Here is a 20,812-nt window from a genome sequence, read left to right as displayed (position 1 = left end):
AAGTGCAAATAAATCAGCATTTTATTGTAACTTTGCACTTTCAAAAGTAATCAAATTAGAAAATAATAAAAACAAAAAATACAATGGGATTTAATGAATTTATTGGCAAATTGTTTGGAAATAAGGCCACTCGTGACATGAAAGAAATCAAGCCATGGGTTGATAAAATAAAGGCTGTTTATCCGGAAATTGCCAAATTGAGCAATGACGAGCTTCGTGCAAAAACAGTAGAATTAAAGAAGTACATTTCTGATTCGGCTGCTGAGGAACAAAAGAAGATAGAAGAATTGAAAGGTACTATCGAAACTACAGAACTGGAAGATCGTGAGGGCATCTTCGCGCAGATAGACAAACTGGAAAAAGAAGTGCTGGAAAAATATGAAAAAGCACTGGATGATGTACTTCCGCAGGCTTTTGCCATTGTAAAAGACACTGCACGCCGTTTTTCTGAAAATCCGGAATTGGTTGTAACCGCTACCGATTTTGACCGTGAACTGGCTGCTCAGGGAAAAGATTTTGTGCGTATTGAGGGCGATAAGGCGATTTGGCAGAACCATTGGATTGCTGGTGGTAATGACATGGTATGGAGCATGGTGCATTACGATGTGCAGTTATTCGGTGGTGTAGTGTTACATAAAGGCAAGATTGCCGAAATGGCTACTGGTGAAGGTAAGACGTTGGTAGCCACTTTGCCTGTGTTTTTGAATGCACTGACCGGTAATGGCGTACATGTAGTTACTGTTAATGATTACTTGTCAAAACGTGACTCGGAATGGATGGGGCCATTGTATCAGTTCCATGGATTGAGTGTGGACTGTATTGATAAACACCAGCCCAATTCTGATGCACGCCGCAGAGCTTATATGGCCGATATCACTTTCGGTACGAATAATGAATTCGGTTTCGATTACTTGCGTGACAATATGGCTGTCAGTCCAAAAGACTTGGTGCAGCGTAAACATAATTATGCTATTGTCGATGAGGTGGACTCTGTATTGATTGACGATGCTCGTACTCCGTTGATTATTTCTGGTCCTGTTCCTAAAGGTGAGGATCAGTTGTTTGAGCAACTCCGTCCTTTGGTAGAGCGTCTGTTTGAAGCTCAGAAAAAGTTGGCTACCCAATATTTGGCCGATGCCAAACGCTTGATTGCATCGGATGACAAGAAAGATCAGGAAGAGGGATTTTTGGCATTGTTCCGTAGTCATAAGGCACTGCCCAAAAATAAGCCGTTAATCAAGTTCCTAAGTGAACAAGGTATTAAGGCAGGTATGCTGAAGACAGAGGAAATTTATATGGAACAGAATAACAAGCGTATGCCTGAGGCCACTGATCCATTGTATTTCGTAATTGATGAAAAGCAAAACAGCGTAGATTTGACCGATAAAGGTATCGACCTGATTACAGGAAATGCGGCAGATCCTACTTTATTCGTTTTGCCTGATATTACTTCCCAATTGTCTGCTTTGGAAAATGAGACAGATTTGACAGAAGAAGAAAAACTGGCCAAGAAAGATGAACTGATGACAAATTACGCTATCAAGTCTGAACGCGTACACACTATCAACCAGTTGCTGAAGGCTTATGCCATGTTCGAAAAGGATGACGAATATGTTGTAATCGACGGACAGGTTAAGATTGTTGACGAACAGACAGGACGTATTATGGAAGGCCGTCGTTATTCTGACGGTTTGCATCAGGCTATTGAGGCCAAAGAAGGCGTGAAGGTGGAAGCTGCTACCCAGACCTTTGCTACCATCACTTTACAGAACTATTTCCGTATGTATCATAAATTGTCGGGTATGACCGGTACAGCGGAAACGGAAGCGGGAGAACTTTGGGATATTTATAAATTGGATGTCGTTGTTATTCCGACGAATCGTCCTATTGCCCGTAAAGATATGAATGATCGCGTTTATAAGACAAAACGTGAGAAGTATAAAGCTGTCATCGAAGAGATTGAAGAAATGGTAAAAGAAGGACGTCCTGTTCTGGTAGGTACCACTTCGGTGGAAATCTCTGAAATGTTGAGCAAAATGCTTGCAATGCGCAAGATTGAGCATAATGTGTTGAATGCGAAACTGCATCAAAGAGAGGCGGATATTGTGGCACAGGCAGGTCAGAAGAGTATCGTGACTATTGCTACCAACATGGCAGGTCGTGGTACCGACATTAAGCTGAGTCCGGAAGTGAAAGCTGCGGGCGGTTTGGCTATTATCGGTACGGAACGTCATGAAAGTCGCCGCGTGGACCGTCAGTTGCGTGGTCGTGCCGGTCGTCAAGGGGATCCGGGTTCATCTGTGTTCTTTGTATCATTGGAAGATGATTTGATGCGTTTGTTCTCTTCAGATCGTATTGCCAGTGTAATGGATAAACTTGGCTTCAAAGAAGGTGAGATGATTGAGCACAAGATGATTTCAAATTCCATTGAACGTGCTCAGAAGAAAGTGGAAGAAAATAACTTTGGTATTCGTAAACGCTTGCTGGAATATGATGATGTGATGAACAAACAGCGTGTGGCTGTTTATACCAAACGTCGTCATGCCTTGATGGGTGAGCGTATCGGTATGGATATCGTGAATATGATTTGGGATCGTTGCGCTTATGCTGTAGAATTGGGCGACTTTGATAATGTGAAGATGGAAATATTGCAGACATTGGCAATGGAAGTACCATTCACAGAAGAGGAGTACAACAAGATGAGAAAAGAAGATCTTGCTGAGAAAACCTTTGAAGCGGCAATGAACAACTTCAAGCGCAAGACAGACCGTATGGCCCAGATTGCCAATCCCGTTATCAAACAGGTATATGAGATGCAAGGACATATGTACGAAAACATCATGATTCCTATTACGGATGGCAAACGCTTGTATAATATCTCTGTCAACTTGAAGGCGGCTTATGAAACAGAAGGCAAGGAGATTGTGAAGTCATTTGAGAAGGCGATTCTGCTTCATACTATTGATGATGCATGGAAAGAAAACCTGCGTGAACTGGATGAACTGAAACATTCTGTACAGAATGCTAGCTATGAGCAGAAAGATCCGCTGCTGATCTTTAAGTTGGAATCTGTCAATTTGTTTGACAACATGGTAAATAAGATCAATAACAATACCATTTCTGTATTGATGCGTGGACAAATCCCGGTTCAAGAACCGGAACAAGTTCGTGAAGCTGCTCCCGAACCGCAGGCTCCTCGTCAACAGTATAGAGAGGAAAAGCAGGATTTAAGTGATCCTCACCAGCAAGCTGCTGCCGAACATGACACCCGCGAGGTAAAGCGTGAGCCGGTTCGTGCGGAAAAGACAGTGGGTCGTAACGATCCTTGTCCTTGCGGAAGCGGTAAGAAATATAAGAACTGTCACGGGCAAAATGCGTGATAAATAACGATTATTATAGAAACGTTCGGGTAGAATTTACTACCCGGACGTTTTTTTTATTCCTTTTAACTTACTTCTTACATAAATAAGCGTATTTTTGTTCCCTAAGAAAAAATGATAATATGAAAAGATCCGCCTCATTAATAATTCTAGTTGCCGGGACACTTTTTGCTTCCTGCAGCAGTTTGCAGACCATATCTTTTGACCAGTTACAGGCAGCCGATGTCAGTTTTCCGGATGCTGTGAGAAAAGTGGCTGTGATAAACAATATGCCTGTACTGAAAACTAAAGATAATCATGAAATACTGAGCAGTGAGTTGGAAGGCGATGGTAAAGTGGCATCCGAAGCTTTGGCAGAGAATATTGCCAATGTGAATTATTTCGATCAGGTCATTATCTGTGATTCTGTATTCCGGGCACAGGATAAAGTGCCACGGGTTAATGTCATTCTGACTAAAGAGGAAGTACGGAAACTGAGCGAGGACTTGGGAGTGGATATGATATTGTCTTTTGATCGTATTCATATTCAGACTAAGCCCGGCGTACTGTTCTATCCGGATTTTCCTATGCCTATAGATGCTGTAGATGGAATTATATCTCCGATTGTTAGAGTATATATTCCCAATCGTGATAAACCTTTGTTTGTAGTTGCCAAGCAAGATACCATTTCCTGGGAAATAGAACCAGCTCTTTCTGACCGGAAGATAGTAAAAGAAGCTTCGGAATATGCCGCTTCTATTCCAGTAGAACATCTGTTGCCACATTGGGATGAGGTGGCTCGTTTTTATTACGATGGCGGGAATATTGAAATGCGCGATGCCGGTGTATATCTTCGTGAGAACAATTGGGATGAAGCGTATAGTCAGTGGAAGATAGCCTATGAGAAGAGAAAAGGCCAGCAAAAGATGAAAGCGGCTTTTAATATTGCACTATATTATGAAATAAAGGATAATGTAGAACAGGCCAAGGAATGGTTGGGTAAAGCGAAGAATTTGGTGAAATCAGGCAGCAGGGATGAACAATTGATAGCCTTTTATTCATTGGAGTTAGAGAAAAGAGAGAGTAAGCTATCCCAATTGAGAATACAAATGAAACGTTTTGATGATAATTTTTAGAGAATAAGTGTTGAGAGAAAGATTTTTTTTGTACTTTTGGATATAAATAATATATAAAATTGATTTTGGTATGAAACTCAGTGCACAGTCACATGCTTCTATTGCGTCTTCGCTTCGGGAAGCGGTTGATAAATATATAGCGGATGGAGAGAGAACGGTAGTCACCGATATCCATTTGCAGCCTAAGCAGGACAGTGGTGAATTAGTTATTTTTAATGATGATGACGAAGAATTGTCACGTACCATAATTGAAGAGTGGGTGGATTATAGTGAAGATGATTTTTATACAATAGTAGAGCGTATACTTCGTGGGGAGATCAACGCATTGAAAGATACGGGAGTTTTGGATAAGTTAGCTATAATGAAGCCTTATTCTTTTGTTTTGGTTGATGAGGATAGGGAAACTGTAACCGAACTTTTATTGATAGATGATGAAGACACTTTATTGCTGAATGATGAACTTTTAAAGGGTTTGGATGAAGAATTGGATGCATTTTTAAAAGACTTGCTTGAAAAATAGATAAAATAATAGGAGCATCGGGATAGTAAAGTTTCCGATGCTTTTTTATATCATAGGTGAGGAAAATGTTTTTTCAAGAGTGGCGTTTAAAATATTGTTTTCTCATCCATCGGTCAAAAACCATGAATAAGGGTATAGTTATGATGAATAGCAGATAAATGAGAGGAATTTGTATTTTTAAAACATGACTGCCAGCAAGAAATGCATGATACATAGTTTCCTTAATGTGCTTTCCAAAATAAATATACAGACCGATGCTGCCGCTTATTATTAAGAATAGAGAAGCAGCAATAGTAGCTAGTAACATCTTTCTCTCCTGTTTCTTTTCACGTAAGAGTATAGCTTCCTCTACTTTCTGCATGGTGCGGAAAGTAAAATTGGAGGTCAGCCGGAATTGGGGCTGTTCTTTTACAGCCTTCATTAATCCTTTATCTTTTTGTTTCTCGTTCATTCTGCTTCTGTTATGAGTATATATAATTTTTTTCTTATTCGATGCAATTTTACTTTTGCATTGCTTTCCGTCAGTCCCAGGATAAGAGCGATTTCACCGATAGTTTTCTCTTCATTATAAAATAGGGAAATCAAGGCGCGTTCTTCTGCATCCAGTTTCTTGATGGCCTTATTGAGCTTTCCTACCCGTTCCCCGCTTTCATCATTCAGGGCATCGTCTATTTGCTGGTCGGATATATTCATTAACATGGCACTGTCCATAACAATTAACTCTTGTTTTCTTTTTCTGGTTGCCGATATGGCGGTGTTATATGCAATGCGGTATATCCATGTAGAGAAACTACTCTCTGCTTTAAACGACGAAAGATGTTCAAAGGCTTTCAAGAACGTATCCTGGGTCAACTCTTCCGCATCCTCCTGATTCTCCACGATGCGTATAATCAAGATAAATACTTGCTGACTGTATTTATCCAAGAAGTATTCGTAGAGAGAAGTTTCTCCTTTTAATATCCTATGAATAATATGTGTTTCGTCGTTTTCCATTTTGTCTATTAGACGCAGGGCTGGGAGAGAGGTTACATAAAAAGAGAAAATATTTTTTTCTTTCTCAAAAGTGTAACCTCTTTGGCTACGCAGCGTCTAATGAATACAAAGGAACAAAATTAATAACTTAAATACGAATAAATTATGGGTTACATTACCGGTTGGATTGTTGTAGGTATCATTACATTAGGAATCTACAAATTATTTGAACTTTTTGTTGGTAAGAAAGAGCGTCTTACTATGATAGAAAAATTGGGAGACAAGTTAGATCCTTCCATGTTGGGGAACAGGCTTAGCCTGCCTCTTCCTGTAGGAACTCCTTTCATGTCATCTTCCCCGATTTCTTTCTCGGCCTTGAAATTTGGCTGTTTGTTGCTGGGTATGGGACTAGGCTTGTTGACTGGTTATATTATTTGTGCAACCACGGTTCCCGATTATTTCACAGAGCGTAATTGGCGCATGAGCGAGTTAACTTCATTGATTTATGGTGCAAATGTCTTGCTTTTTGGTGGTTTGGGCTTGGTAGTTGCTTTTATAGTAGAATTGAAAATTTCTCAGAAAAACAGGAAAGATCATACCCGTTGAATAATGAAAGACAATTAGAAAAAAGAAAGAGATGTGTCAAAATTTGAAGTAATTATCAAAACTATCCGAGCTTTGCAGCAAGACAATAGCAGAATTACTTTTGACACATCTCTTTATTAAAAAAGAAGTGATGACCGCTTTACATAGAATGTTGCAATCTCTGTAAAGCGGTATATTTTTTTATTTTTTCAGAGCAGCAATACTTTCTTTTAAAGAAGCTATTTTGCTTTCTGCATCAGCCTGTTTCTTACGTTCCATATCAATAACGTTGGCTGGTGCTTTGCTGACAAATTTTTCATTGCTTAATTTTTTCAATACACTTTGCAAAAAGCCTTCCTGATATTTTAAATCAGCCTCCAGTTTTGCCAGTTCTTCTTCTGTGTTGATTAAATTGCCCAATGGTATGGCATATTCAGTGGTACCTACCATAAATGAGCCGGAGCCGTCAGCTTTATTCTCTACGGCTTCGATAGAAGAGAGGTTACACAATTTAGTAATAACAGGATTGAATGTAGCTACTGGATTTACACCTACTACTTGCAACTCCAAAGTTTCTTTCTGTGCAATGTTTTTCTGTAAACGAATAGTACGGATACCACCGATTACTTCTTTCACTACTTCAAATTCTTTGACGATAATCTCATTACAAGCAGTCGGAATGTTCAATTGCTGGACCATCAGGCTTTCCCCTTCTTTGCGGTCATATATATGTTGCCATAACTCTTCGGTAATGAAAGGCATGAACGGATGCAGCAACTTCAGCAAGTTATCAAAGAAGCCTAAAGTTTTTTCATAGGTCGCTTTGTCAATGGGTTGTCCGTATGTCGGCTTGATCATTTCCAGATACCAGCTTGAGAATTCGTCCCAGAATAATTTGTATACAGCCATCAGTGCTTCGCTCAAACGATATTTGCCGAATAAGTCAGCTACTTCTGCAGCTGTTTTTGCCAACATGGATTCAAACCATTCAGTGGCCAGTCTTGCATATTCGGGCTGTGCAATATCGGCAACTTCCCAACCTTTCACCAAGCGGAATGCATTCCATATTTTGTTATTGAAGTTACGTCCTTGTTCACATAACGCATCATCAAATAAAATATCGTTTCCTGCGGGAGCGGCAAGCATCATACCCATTCGCACGCCATCGGCACCATACTTGTCAATTAGTTCCAACGGGTCGGGTGAATTACCCAAAGACTTTGACATCTTACGTCCCAGTTTGTCGCGTACGATGCCTGTGAAATAAACGTTTTTGAACGGCATATCACCTTTATATTCATATCCTGCCATAATCATTCGTGCCACCCAGAAGAAAATGATATCCGGTCCTGTAACCAAGTCACTAGTAGGATAATAGTAGTTTATTTCTTCATTATTAGGATTATTGATACCGTTAAATAAAGAAATGGGCCACAGCCATGAAGAGAACCAAGTGTCCAGACAGTCATCGTCTTGACGTAAATCTTCCATTTTCAGATTGGTATTACCGGTTTTTTCTTGTGCCAACTTCAAAGCTTCTTCCGCTGTTTCGGCTACTACATAACCGCCTTCGGGCAGAAAGTATGCCGGAATGCGATGTCCCCACCAAAGCTGGCGGCTGATACACCAGTCTTTGATATTTTCCAGCCAGTTTTTGTAGGTGTTCTTGTATTTGGCAGGATAGAATTTCAGTTCATCATTCATTACAGGAGGCAATGCCATGTCTGCAAAATGTTGCATCTTCAAGAACCACTGCATGGACAGTTTCGGTTCGATGGCTACATTGGTACGTTCCGAGAAACCTACCTTATTAGTATAAGCTTCTACCTTTTCCAGCAATCCGGCAGCTTGCAAGTCTTGTTCAATCTGTTTACGTACATCAAAACGGTCCATACCTACATACAGTCCGGCAGCTTCGCTCAGTGTTCCGTTATCATTGAAGATATCAATGCTGGGCAAGTTATATTTTTCGCCAAGCATATAGTCATTCACATCATGGGCGGGTGTTACTTTCAGACATCCTGTACCAAATTCAATGTCTACGTAGTCGTCTTCGATAACCGGAATGATACGGTTTACCAGTGGTACAATTACCTTTTTGCCTTTCAGCCATTGGTTTTTCGGGTCATTGGGATTGATACACATGGCAGTATCTCCCATAATTGTTTCGGGACGAGTGGTAGCAACTACCGCATAGCGTCCTTCAGCATCACCTTCTACTTTGTAACGGAGATAATACAGTTTGCTGTGTTCTTCCTTATAAATAACTTCTTCATCACTGAGAGCTGTCAGTGCTTTTGGGTCCCAGTTTACCATGCGTACACCGCGATAGATCAAACCTTTGTTGTAAAGGTCTACGAATACTTTGATGACACTTTCGCTACGTTCTTCGTCCATGGTGAATGCTGTACGGTCCCAATCGCAGGATGCACCTAGTTTGCGCAGCTGTTTCAGGATAATACCTCCATGTTCTTCTGTCCACGCCCAGGCATGTTTCAGGAATTCGTCACGGCTAAGGTCAGTTTTCTTTATACCTTGTCCGGCCAGTTTGTTCACCACTTTGGCTTCTGTGGCAATGGAAGCATGGTCGGTTCCCGGCACCCAGCAGGCATTCTTGCCTTCCATGCGGGCACGGCGTACTAATATATCCTGAATGGTATTGTTTAGCATGTGTCCCATATGGAGTACTCCGGTTACGTTGGGTGGTGGAATGACGACTGTGTAAGGTTCACGTCCGTCGGGTTTTGAACTAAAGAGTTTGTTGTCCAGCCAATACTGATACCATTTTCCTTCCACGTCAGCGGGATTGTACTTACTTGCTAATTCCATTTTATATTTTATTTATTTAATTGATTATCGCATAATTGAGTGCAAAATTAATAAAAGTCGTTGGATTATTATGTACTTTTGCACTACAAAATGATATTAATAAACTGATTATGCATACAAGAAAAGAACAAATGGAAGCATTTGGCCGCTTCCTCGATATTTTAGACGAGTTGCGAGAGAAGTGTCCTTGGGATCGGAAACAGACGAATGAAAGTCTGCGTCCTAATACGATTGAAGAAACTTACGAACTTTGTGATGCTTTGATGAAGGATGACAAGAAGGATATCTGTAAAGAGTTGGGTGATGTGTTGTTGCATGTGGCCTTTTATGCAAAGATAGGTAGTGAAACAGGAGATTTTGATATCAAGGATGTGTGTGACTGTCTTTGTGAGAAGCTGATTTTCCGTCATCCTCATGTTTTTGGCGAAGTGAAAGCCGAGACTGCCGAGAAGGTGACTGAAAATTGGGAACAGTTGAAGATGAAGGAAAAGGATGGTAACAAAATGGTTTTGAGTGGAGTACCTTCTGCTTTACCTTCGCTAATCAAGGCATACCGCATTCAGGATAAGGCCCGCAACGTGGGATTTGATTGGGAGGAGCGTTCGCAGGTTTGGACTAAAGTAAAAGAGGAGATCGGCGAGTTTGAAGCTGAGGTGGAGAACATGGATAAGGAGAAGGCGGAAGCGGAATTCGGTGATGTAATGTTCAGTCTTATAAACGCGGCCCGCCTTTACAAGATTAATCCGGATAATGCATTGGAACTCACTAACCAGAAGTTTATCCGTCGTTTCAATTACTTAGAGGAACACACCATCAAACAGGGAAAGAACTTGAAGAATATGACTTTGGAAGAAATGGATGCTATATGGAATGAGGCTAAAAAGGAAGAAAAATAGTAGGGTTGGAATTGTTTTTTATGATGTGTGCTATTTTTGTCTTGCTTGTTTTTCTGTTTTAATCAATAAAGGGTATTGTATTTATTCTAGGTAATTTAATGTATGGTGATATCAAATTGTGTTCTATAAGAATGAGGGGCTGTCTTTTTTATGACAGCTCCCCATTCTTTATGAAATAAGTTTTATATGAATTTTATTCTACCCATTCTTTGATGGCTTGTGAAGGATCAGGATTTAAAACAGCACCTTTGTTGAATACATTTTCATAAAGACTGATAAAGATATTCATCCAGGGCGCACAGTAGCCTTCTATTGAATTAAATCGATATCCGATAGGAGCATTAGTACCCGGATAACCACGAACAACTTGTAACTCTAACCGTTTGTAATCCCAAAAGATGATCCCTTCACCCCAGAATTCAATACGTTTCTGTTCAACAACCTTCTTTTGAAACTCTTTTAGATCATTTGCTTTACATGTATAGCTACCCACAGAAGTATTATAACGAAATGTATTTACGAAATCTTCTAATTTAGAAATACCGGCTGCTAATCCTTGGCTCATTCCTATTGCTTCGGCTTCGATTAAATACATTTCCTCTATACGCATTAACGGATAGTCAACGGCAGCTCCGATTGTATAATCGTTCATTTCTCCATTTTTAGGTCGGAATTTGATACCTGTATATGGAGGCATATCAGCGAAATCATCATCGGTCAACAAAGTTCTATATTTAGTTCCGGGAGCTTTGTGTGCATCTTCAGGAGCAATCCAAGTTGTTTTTCGCCAGTCTGCATTTGGTATTTGATCGAACAATTTTTTGCCGATAAGCTTGTATCCTTGCCATTTTCGGTTACCGTAACCGAAAGTTTGTTCAGGACACATGCTTCCGGCAAAGTTGAGCCAATAGCTATGTACATCCTCGGTAGTCATGATGGATCCCCATACCCATGAATTGGTTAGTACACTGTTGAAGCCGGTAGTATAGCTGTCTCCACCAAACCATTCCTTTTCGGTCAGAGGCATTGCTCCGCTTTCGTTAATGACTTTGCGTGCGTATTCGGCTGCTTTAGTGAAACAAGTTTCTTTTGATGCAATGTTTAAATCTGTATTGTTGTTTAGGGTGTTGAGATCTTCAGGGTAAAGTTCGAAACGAGATCCCATTTCCAGCCACATACGTGCCATCAGACCATGGACAACCGGGGTACAGGGCAAGTTTTTGGTTGGGCGTTGATAATCACTCAAAAGCTCCTCAGCTGAGGCTAGGTCATCTAATATGAATTTGTATACGGCATAGAAGGGAGCACGTGGATTATTACGCCCTTCTTCTTCTGTGGTTTCAGCGGTAATAATAGGTACGGTTATGCCATATAAATTTTTACTGGCTGCTTCTGCATCTAATTTCTCTACTCCTGTTTTTTTATATTCATACATTCGGACTAAGTCCATGTATATCATGGCTCTATAAGATAGGCATATACCTTTATAATACTTGTTTTCGGGTGCATCATCTGCTTTTTCTAAAGCACTCAGTGCATTATTTACATTATTCAGAAACTTGTAGTTATAATACCAAATGGTATTGACAACATCGGCATCACCCAAATCATTACATACTCCATAAGTATCAAAAAAGTCAAATTTGGGTTCGTGGCAGAAGAAGTCTTCGCATGCACTTTCTCTGATTAAATTATATCCACTATATCCAAAATCATGATAAAATTGTGGACCGTAACTTCTAAATGCATTAATAAATGCGACTACTGAATTTACCATTGCGCTGATAGCTTGGTCAGATTTTCCTATTTGGTCTATGGTAGCTGTGCTACTTTCTGGAAATACCTCTTCGATACAACTGTTTAAGCTTAATGCTGATGACAGACATGCAGCAATCATTAGTTTGGTAATATATTTCTTTTTCATATTCTTGATTGTTTATGTGTTGATTAGAATTGTAAACTTAGACCGGCAGAGAATGCGCGTACGGCTGAATATTCTCCGGATGAATCTTTATTTCCGTTCCATGTTACGCGTGAATCGAAACCTTTTCTTTTTGACCAATAATAAACATTGTCACAGGCCACATAAATGCGCAGATTAGTTAGATATAGACTTCTAAGTGTTTTTTTGCTGAAAGTATATCCTAATTGAATGTTTTGAATACTTATGGAAGATGCATTAGTTAGAAACCTGTCGGATGTTTTTACACTGTACAGGTCATTGAATTGCCATTGTGGAATATCACTTTGAGTATTCTCCGGGCTCCATGCTTTATAAATATCTTTGTGAACATTGTATCCTAAATGAGTTGAAGTAGGAGGTGACATTAATGCTTGGTAACCATAGTCGTATGCCTGACCTCCTATACTGTAGTTTATTTGTGTAGAGAAATCAAAACCATAAAATGAAAGAGAGGTATTGATACCACCGTATAGGTCTGGAACAGCGTCACCACATAAGTATAGATCAGCTTGAGAATAGGTTGTTGTTGTTTTCATCTCACCGGTTTGCTTATCTGTATAATACCATTGTGGTTTGCCTTCTTCGGACACACCTGCATATTTTTGAACATAGTTAGTATACATTGGAAGTCCTTCTCCGTAATAATACAGACCGTTTACATAACCGGCATGTCCATCTATAATGTCTGTTTTTTTACTTTCTGCAAGACGGCTGATCTTATTTCTATAATGTGTTGCATTAAAGCCAATATTCCATGTTACGTTTCTAGTCTTGACTGGTATATATTTTAAATCAATTTCAACACCTTTGTTATTCATGTCACCAATATTGTCATAATAGCCTGAGTACCCTAATGATAAAGGTACAGAAAAACGGTTAAGCATATCAGTAGTTCTGCGATTGAAATATTCTATGCTACCACTTAATCTGCCTTTTAATAGTTCGAATTCTATACCTAAATTTATATTTGTATTGGTTTCCCAGGTAATATTTTTATTTCCTTTTCTGGAAAAACCTAATGATAACTCATTATTGCTGTTATTGATATTGTAAGTATCTACATATAAGAAATCGTCTATTCTGTCATTACCCTGTTGACCTACAGAAAACTTTAGTTTTAATAAATCGAGCCATTTAATGTCATCCAACCATTTTTCTTTGGTAAGAATCCAGGCAGTTCCCACAGAGTAGAAATTACCCCAGCGATTATCCGGGTGAAAGCGGGAAGAGGCATCGCGCCGGTAAGAAAGTTGGAAAAAATATTTGCTGTCATAGTCGTACATACCTCGGAATAAATATCCTTCAGTATTGTATTTACTCTTATAGGATGACTCATCGTTGGTACCACTGATGGCACCGTTTAATTCTTGATTCTGAAAAAAAGAGAACATACTGTTTTTGGCTGCGTATAATTCTTCATAAACGTTATTAAAGCTTTCATGACCTGCCATCAATGAAACGTTATGTAATCCGAAGCTATGATTATAATTTAATATTTGTTGTAGGTTGAGGGTTGTTCGACGCCAATGCTGGACATTGATGCTTCCATTCAAAGAATTTGCTGTTCCATAAAAAGGATTTAAAGCATTTTTGTACCGGCTGTCACGTATCGAAGTGCCTGCATTGAATGTGAATTTGAAGTCTTTCAGGAAATTAATATCTATAAATGCGTCTCCATTCAAAGTATTTGCAGAGGTGTTATATGTATCGAGCTGACTTAATTTTATTCCGTTAGAGTTCGGGTTGATAGGACGGTTTAGAGGACCTTGGTTGGATACTCCGAAATCGTACATGTCACCATTTTTATCCTGCATGATCTTACCATTTGTATCACGTAGGTAAAGTGGATATATGGGAGCTGTATTGAAAGCTTGGCTAAAACCGCCAGCGGCTGAATTCTGTATTGAATGTGTATAACTGATGTTGGCGCCAAATCTCATCCACGGTTTAGCCTGATATGTGGTTTTCAAACGACCGGTGATACGGCTATAATCAGACCCTTCTGCTATACCGTCTTCATCTAAATATCCAAAAGAAGCATAGATTTGTGCTTTATCACTTCCGCCTGAAATATTGACGTTGTATTCTTGGCGTAATGCTGTATGATATACAGCATCGACCCAATTGTCGGGAGTGAGATAATAACCGTTTACTATCCGTCCTAATTTTGCATTAGGATTAAGAAGACCGTTTTTACCAATCAGATATTCTCCTTCAGGATATGAATATACGTTGTAGGATAAACCACCGGTTTGACTGTTGGTTCCTATCATATTAGTATTTGCGCTGACATATGCTTGGTCAGGAGTTTGTCCTTGGGCATTTAAATAATAATTGTATAATGCTTTATAGTGTGCTTGATAATATTCTCCTGGATCTTTTATGTAGTCATATTCTATTTCACCACGGGTATTGGCACTCCATTTAGCGTCTACTGTGATTTTTGCATCGCCTGCTTTGGCTGATTTTGTTGTTATAATTATGACACCGTTAGCACCTCGAGCACCATAAAGAGCTGTGGATGCTGCATCTTTTAGTACAGAAATAGATTCTACATCTGCTGGATTGATGTTATTCCATCCTCCTTCGTATGGCATACCGTCTAATACGATGAGGGGATCTGTTTTTGCGCTCATTGAACTGATGCCACGTATCAGAATGCTTGGAGTTTCTCCAGGCTGCCCATTTGTCATTGTCATTTGTAGGCCTGCCACTTGTCCAGATAAACTTTCTATGACATTAGTAACCGGACGTTTAGTTATTTGTTCTGTATGAATCATTTTTGCAGATCCTGTAAAAGCTGATTTTTTTGCAGTACCATAAGCAACTACCAAAACTTCTTCCATCACTTCTGTTGTTGAAGTCATAACAATTTTCATTTCCGGCTTGATGGTTACTTCTTGGGTTTCCATTCCAATGAAAGAAACAATAATTGTTTTGTTGGTAGGTGAGATGTTTGTAAGTGTGAACTGACCATTGATGTCGGTGATTGTTCCATTGGTTGTTCCTTTTACCAATACGGAAGCTCCGATTACCGGTTCGTTGTTTTCGCTTGAGATAACGGTTCCTTTCACTGTTACCTGTGCTTGTGCATGGCTTATTCCTACGAATAAGCATACGAATAGTAGTAATAGTGTCTTTTTCATAATGTTTGTAATAGATTTGTGAGTTTATGGTTTGTACAAACCTAGGAATAAAATCTAATAAATCAAAATATTTTCGATGGTAAATGTTTAAAAATAAAAGTATATTCTAATCAATGTAATAAAAACTTAAACAAGCAAGAAAATTAACTTGTTTTTATAAAAGAAACATCTTAATCATTTTGTCGTTCCGCTGAACTTTTTAAATACAAAAATCCCCAAATCTAAGTTGATTGATAGATTTGGGGAAAAAGTTGGAAATATCTCTTGTTGCTTTTATTTTTTTTGAGATTGGTGCATAATTTTTAAGATATCACGGTGGAATTTAATCTCTGCACGTTGTAACTTATATATTTTCTTGGGAGATAAGATTTTTTTAAAGCGCTGTAGATATTCCAAATCCAATTTATCGGCTTCAATCCTTGCTTTGACAATACCTTCTATAATTTGTTCGTATTCGGCATCGGTTGTTTTAGGATTTTTGCCTTTGCGTGCTTGCTCCCATGCTTTATCATTTACTGTTTTTTTACGGTCTTGTAATTCGAAGTAGATAGGGAAGAATTTAGTGGCCTCTTCTTGCGTTATTTCTGCTTTTTGCGTGAGATATGCTTCTTGTCTAGCTCTGAATTCTTCTTTGGTGAAACCAGGTTTCTTTTTGTCTTGCGCCTGTAGCGAAATGCTTATATATAAAGTGATAAGCAAGGTTGCCAGTCTTTGTATCATGTGGTTATTATTTAATTATACATATCTGAATTTGCATCTGTCAAGTATTGATAGAGCGTATAATCATCCATCATGGAATGATCTAAAATCGTTTCAATATATTCGTCTGAGAATTGTTCAGTTTCCGCTGCTGTAAAAATAGGAGTGTCTTGTTTAGGGGGACCTACAATAACTCTGACGCTGAACATCAATCCACAAAACATAGCTGCCATATATATCCAAGGCTTGATACGTTGCCAAGTAGTTATTGTTTCTTGCGGAGTAGAAGTTTGTTCCTTCTCCGGCAATTTATTCATCAACTCTTTTGAGAAGTTGTCGAAATAACCTTCGGGTACCATGAATGGATTTTTTGTCCCGCATTTTTTTAATAGTTCATCTTCTTCCTTCATAGTGGTTCTCCTTTCTTTGTTAGATACATTTCTTTTAAAAAGGTTTAAAGGCATTCTTTTAAAAAGTTCTCTATTTTTTTCACTGCATGGTGGTAGGAGGCTTTCAGTGCCCCTATACTTGTTCCTAATATTTCAGACATGTCTTCATATTTCATTTCTTGAAAGTATTTTAAATTGAATACTATACGCTGCTTTTCAGGGAGCGTCAGTAATGCTTTTTGAAATAATATTTGAGTTTCATCTCCATTAAAATATGTATCACTTTCCAGTTTGTTCACCATATCTGCATCAGCGTCGTCTATGGATAATTGGTTGGTGGCACGTTGTTTATTTAAAAAGGTCAAGCATTCATTCAAAGCTATGCGGTAAAGCCAGGTCGACATTTTGGCTTCGGCACGAAAATACTCTAGATTAGTCCATGCTTTGATAAATGTATTCTGTAACAGATCATTGGCATCTTCATGAGAAAGTACCATCCGGCGTATCTGCCAATATAGCTGTTCGCTGTATTCGTTGACAATACATTCGAAGGCTTCTTTTTGTCGTGCCGGGTCCTGTAATAACGCTATTATTTCTTTCTCATTATAAGTGTTCATGTTCCTATTTTTAAATTAGATATCCGGTTTATGTTATGGTTTAATGGATTCTATTGAAATTTTTAATGTTTCCCGTGCAAGTAGAGTGTTAGGAAAAATATCCGATGCTTCCTGTAACAATATGCTTTCATCTTCGTAGCGGGCTGAAAAATGTCCTATAAGAAGTTGTTTTACTTTTGCGGTACGGGCGATTTCTCCAGCTTGCGAAGCAGTTGTGTGAAAGGTTTCTTTCGCACGGGCTTGTTCGCTTTGTGCAAAGGTGGCTTCATGAAATAACAGGTCCACTCCGTATATTTGTTCTATGATACGTGGCAAATAAATAGTATCTGAACAATAGGCATATCGGCGGGGAAGGGCAGAAGGGATAGTCAATTTGTTGTTTGGTACTATTTTTCCGTCCGGTAATGTGTAATCGGCGCCATTCTTTATCCGGTTGAGTTCGTATACGGGGATTTCATAAAAGTCAATCATGTCGCGACGAATATGGGCGGGGGTCTGTTTCTCTGAAAAGAGGAATCCGCATGTTGGTATCCGATGACGTAAGGGAATTGTTTCTATGGTTAGTGAACGGTCATCATAAATTATTTCAGCTTTGCCCGGATCAAAAGTTTGGAAAACGACTTTGTAACTCATACCTTTGCAAAAAAAGTCGAGTTGCGGAGTAAGAAGACGTTCTAATTCTGCGTGACAGTGAATATAGAGTGTGGCTGTCCTTCCCAGCATACCGAAAGTTGATATCAGTCCCATTAGTCCGAAACAATGATCACCGTGCAAATGTGAAATGAATATATGGTTTAGCCGGGTGAATTTCAGTTTTGATTTGCGTAATTGCATCTGTGCTCCTTCGCCGCAGTCTATCATAAATAGTTTTTCACGGATATTTACGACTTGTGATGTCGCAAAATGCCGTGTGGTCGGCAATGCTGACCCGCATCCTAATATATGTACTTCAAATTTCTCCATCGTTACAAAGATACTATCTTTTTTGAATGGAAAATAAAAAATGCCGTAAAAACGGCATTATAGGATTGAACTATTTCTTAAGTTTTATTTTCACAGCATTCATGCCACGTGACCCTTTTTCTAGTTCAAAAGTCACGATGTTATTTTCTATGATATTGTCTATCAGTCCACTAATATGAAAGAAGTATTTCTCTGCATTCTTCAAATCTTTTACAAATCCATATCCTTTGGATACATTGAAGTGTTCTATTCTTCCTTCATGTACTAGTTCTATCGGTTCTTCAGTTCTACGAGGAGTTGAAACTTCAATGGTGGACATATCCACTTCTTGTGGTTTATTATTAGGAGTGGGAGGAGTATCGGTTATCATACCGTTCTCGTCTACATAGGCAATCATATCTTCAAAGGAAGATGTGCCGTTACTTTTTCTTTCTTCTTTTTTTTGCTGTTTTGCTAAACGCTTTTCTTGTTTTTTCTTTTCTAGATCTCGTTTGGTAAATGAAATAGGTTTCGCCATTTGATTCTTTTTAAATTAGTAATATACAGTTCGGCCTGCTACGGGGAAGTGTATGGAATTAATAGTGAGGTAATAAGAAAACGGGGGAGAAGTCGTTATGAAATACTAACTCGAAATTTTATTACTCTATAAAGATACGGTTTTATTACGGATATCCCATAGAATATTTTCCTTTTTAAGAAATAATGGCATAAAAAAAGGATGCATTTATTAAAATGCATCCTTTTGGCTTATCTTAAAGTAAACTGATTACTTCTTTTTGTTTTCCAACTGTTCTTTCAAAGCAGCCAAAGCATCGATATCGCCTAAAGTGGTAGAGGCTGCCTGATTTTGGATAGCAGGAGCTTCTTCTCTCTTAGTTGTTTTCTTTGCATTAGAAGCTGCTTTCTTTTCAGCTCTTTCTTCTGCCTTGGCAGCATCTTCGAAAATGCGGCTGTGAGACAGGATGATTCTCTTGGCATCCTTGTTGAATTCAATTACTTTGAATGACAGTTTTTCATCCAATTGGGCTTGAGAGCCATCTTCTTTTACCAAGTGTTTCGGAGTTGCAAAACCTTCTACACCATAAGGAAGAGCTACAACAGCACCCTTATCCAACATTTCGATGATAGTACCTTCGTGTACAGAACCTACAGTAAATACAGTTTCGAATACATCCCAAGGATTTTCTTCCAACTGTTTGTGACCAAGGCTCAAGCGACGGTTTTCTTTGTCGATTTCCAATACTTGAACTTCGATATCTGCACCGATCTGAGTGAATTCAGAAGGATGTTTTACTTTCTTAGTCCAAGACAGGTCAGAGATGTGGATCAATCCGTCTACACCTTCTTCGATTTCTACGAATACACCGAAGTTAGTGAAGTTACGAACTTTTGCAGTGTGCTTGGAACCTACAGGATACTTTTCTTCGATAGTTTCCCATGGATCTTGTTTCAGCTGTTTGATACCCAAAGACATCTTACGTTCGTCACGGTCAAGTGTCAGGATAACAGCTTCTACTTCGTCACCTACCTTCATGAAGTCCTGAGCAGAACGCAAGTGCTGTGACCAAGACATTTCAGATACGTGGATCAAACCTTCTACGCCCGGAGCGATTTCGATGAATGCACCGTAGTCAGCCATAACGACTACTTTACCTTTCACCTTGTCACCTACCTGCAGGTTAGCATCCAAAGCATCCCATGGGTGCGGAGTCAGTTGTTTCAAACCAAGAGCGATACGTTTCTTTTCGTCATCGAAGTCAAGGATAACAACGTTCAACTTCTGGTCGAGTTCTACAACTTCTTTCGGATCGCTTACACGGCCCCAAGACAGGTCAGTGATGTGAATCAAACCGTCTACGCCGCCAAGGTCGATGAATACACCGTATGATGTGATATTTTTAACAGTACCTTCCAGTACTTGTCCTTTTTCAAGTTTACCGATGATTTCTTTCTTCTGCTGTTCAAGTTCAGCTTCGATAAGAGCTTTGTGAGAAACAACAACGTTTTTGAATTCCTGGTTGATTTTAACCACTTTGAATTCCATTGTCTTACCTACAAATACATCGTAGTCGCGGATAGGTTTCACATCAATTTGAGAACCCGGCAAGAATGCTTCGATACCGAATACGTCCACAATCATACCACCCTTAGTGCGGCACTTGATGTAACCCTTAATAATTTCTTCATTTTCAAGAGCAGCGTTTACGCGGTCCCAAGAACGAGTAGCACGTGCTTTTTTGTGTGACAGAATTAACTGTCCTTTTTTGTCTTCCTGATTTTCAATGTATACTTCTACAGTATCACCTATTTTCAAATCTGGATTGTAACGGAATTCATTTAAAGGAATGATACCGTCTGATTTGTAGCCGATATTGACAACTACTTCGCGTTTGTTCATTGCAATAACAGTACCGTCTACAACCTCGCGGTCGTTTACTTTGTTCAGTGTACCGTCATAAGCTTTTTCAAGATCTTCGTGGCTCATGCTGGTTACAGCTTCGCCGTTTTCATAAGCATCCCAGTTGAAATCTTCAACAGGAGTGATGTTTTTTAAATTTTCCATTAATAAAATTGTTAAAATTCTCAGTTAATTACGTTAGACATTATATTGTTTATCTAATTTCGGGCGCAAAGATACAACAAAATACTGAAACACAAACAAGTTTACTGAAATTTCTTGCTGATTAAAATTTAAATGGGATATAATCGTTGTTTTTAATTTATGTTTGTACATTTGT

The 20,812-nt window shown here is 39.0% G+C and carries 16 protein-coding genes; 5 read left to right on the top strand and 11 right to left on the bottom strand.

Translation table 11 applies throughout. From position 1 onward, the window contains the following. Nucleotides 1-83: 83 nt before the first annotated feature. The 3 genes from secA (at nt 84) to RE317_RS02525 (ending at nt 5,015) form a co-directional block, all read left to right on the top strand. On the top strand, nt 84-3,380 hold the full coding sequence (gene secA, locus RE317_RS02535; RefSeq protein ID WP_016270178.1) for a preprotein translocase subunit SecA: 3,297 nt from the start codon (nt 84-86) through the stop codon (nt 3,378-3,380). Between the two features lie 122 nt (nt 3,381-3,502). Next, nucleotides 3,503-4,495: a DUF6340 family protein gene (locus RE317_RS02530; RefSeq protein WP_005847266.1), complete on the top strand. Its 993-nt coding sequence runs from the start codon at nt 3,503-3,505 to the stop codon at nt 4,493-4,495. A 70-nt stretch (nt 4,496-4,565) separates the two neighbouring features. Further along, nucleotides 4,566-5,015: a hypothetical protein gene (locus RE317_RS02525; protein ID WP_005847268.1), complete on the top strand. Its 450-nt coding sequence runs from the start codon at nt 4,566-4,568 to the stop codon at nt 5,013-5,015. A gap of 73 nt (nt 5,016-5,088) precedes the next feature. Here the strand turns inward: RE317_RS02525 and RE317_RS02520 are convergent, their stop codons facing one another. Further along, nucleotides 5,089-5,466: a hypothetical protein gene (locus tag RE317_RS02520; RefSeq protein ID WP_005848201.1), complete on the bottom strand. Its 378-nt coding sequence runs from the start codon at nt 5,464-5,466 to the stop codon at nt 5,089-5,091. After that, nucleotides 5,463-6,008, bottom strand: coding sequence for an RNA polymerase sigma factor (locus tag RE317_RS02515; protein WP_005847272.1), 546 nt, complete (start codon nt 6,006-6,008; stop codon nt 5,463-5,465). Before RE317_RS02515 ends, RE317_RS02520 begins: the two co-directional genes overlap by 4 nt. A 144-nt stretch (nt 6,009-6,152) precedes the next feature. Here RE317_RS02515 and RE317_RS02510 point away from each other — a divergent pair, with 144 nt between their 5' ends. After that, the gene (locus RE317_RS02510; RefSeq protein WP_005847274.1) at nt 6,153-6,593 is read left to right on the top strand and encodes a DUF6249 domain-containing protein; all 441 of its coding nucleotides are present in this window, start codon (nt 6,153-6,155) and stop codon (nt 6,591-6,593) included. A 180-nt stretch (nt 6,594-6,773) separates the two neighbouring features. On the opposite strand, the gene RE317_RS02505 is transcribed toward RE317_RS02510, so the two are convergent. Next, a complete protein-coding gene (locus RE317_RS02505; protein WP_008669948.1) occupies nt 6,774-9,401 on the bottom strand; it encodes a valine--tRNA ligase in 2,628 nt (875 codons plus the stop codon). Nucleotides 9,402-9,511: 110 nt separating this feature from the next. On the opposite strand from RE317_RS02505, the gene mazG reads away from it, so the two are divergent. Next, complete coding sequence (mazG, locus tag RE317_RS02500; protein WP_005848197.1) at nt 9,512-10,297, top strand: nucleoside triphosphate pyrophosphohydrolase; 786 nt, start codon at nt 9,512-9,514, stop codon at nt 10,295-10,297. Nucleotides 10,298-10,490: 193 nt separating this feature from the next. Here mazG and RE317_RS02495 read toward each other — a convergent pair whose 3' ends face one another. The 8 genes from RE317_RS02495 to rpsA all read right to left on the bottom strand — a co-directional run bounded on the left by RE317_RS02495 (nt 10,491) and on the right by rpsA (nt 20,637). Beyond that, on the bottom strand, nt 10,491-12,221 hold the full coding sequence (locus RE317_RS02495; RefSeq protein ID WP_005847282.1) for a RagB/SusD family nutrient uptake outer membrane protein: 1,731 nt from the start codon (nt 12,219-12,221) through the stop codon (nt 10,491-10,493). A gap of 23 nt (nt 12,222-12,244) precedes the next feature. Next, nucleotides 12,245-15,406, bottom strand: coding sequence for a TonB-dependent receptor (locus tag RE317_RS02490; RefSeq protein WP_008669952.1), 3,162 nt, complete (start codon nt 15,404-15,406; stop codon nt 12,245-12,247). Between the two features lie 273 nt (nt 15,407-15,679). Continuing rightward, a complete protein-coding gene (locus tag RE317_RS02485; RefSeq protein ID WP_005847287.1) occupies nt 15,680-16,126 on the bottom strand; it encodes a hypothetical protein in 447 nt (148 codons plus the stop codon). Between the two features lie 11 nt (nt 16,127-16,137). Then, entirely contained in the window at nt 16,138-16,515 is a 378-nt protein-coding gene (locus tag RE317_RS02480) for a hypothetical protein (protein WP_008669954.1), read from the bottom strand. Nucleotides 16,516-16,559: 44 nt separating this feature from the next. Continuing rightward, a complete protein-coding gene (locus RE317_RS02475) occupies nt 16,560-17,111 on the bottom strand; it encodes an RNA polymerase sigma factor (protein WP_005847291.1) in 552 nt (183 codons plus the stop codon). A gap of 33 nt (nt 17,112-17,144) precedes the next feature. Next, a complete protein-coding gene (locus RE317_RS02470; RefSeq protein WP_007837771.1) occupies nt 17,145-18,074 on the bottom strand; it encodes a ribonuclease Z in 930 nt (309 codons plus the stop codon). Nucleotides 18,075-18,144: 70 nt separating this feature from the next. After that, on the bottom strand, nt 18,145-18,591 hold the full coding sequence (locus RE317_RS02465) for a cold-shock protein (RefSeq protein WP_005847295.1): 447 nt from the start codon (nt 18,589-18,591) through the stop codon (nt 18,145-18,147). 249 nt (nt 18,592-18,840) lie between these two features. Next, nucleotides 18,841-20,637: a 30S ribosomal protein S1 gene (gene rpsA / locus RE317_RS02460; protein ID WP_005847297.1), complete on the bottom strand. Its 1,797-nt coding sequence runs from the start codon at nt 20,635-20,637 to the stop codon at nt 18,841-18,843. Nucleotides 20,638-20,812 lie beyond the last annotated feature (175 nt).

It is taken from the genome of Phocaeicola sp. GP0067 (genome assembly GCF_031119655.1).
In the GTDB taxonomy this organism is placed as follows: domain Bacteria; phylum Bacteroidota; class Bacteroidia; order Bacteroidales; family Bacteroidaceae; genus Phocaeicola; species Phocaeicola vulgatus.
Note: the sequence above shows the minus strand (reverse complement) of the source record. Positions and strands in the feature narration are given on the sequence as shown.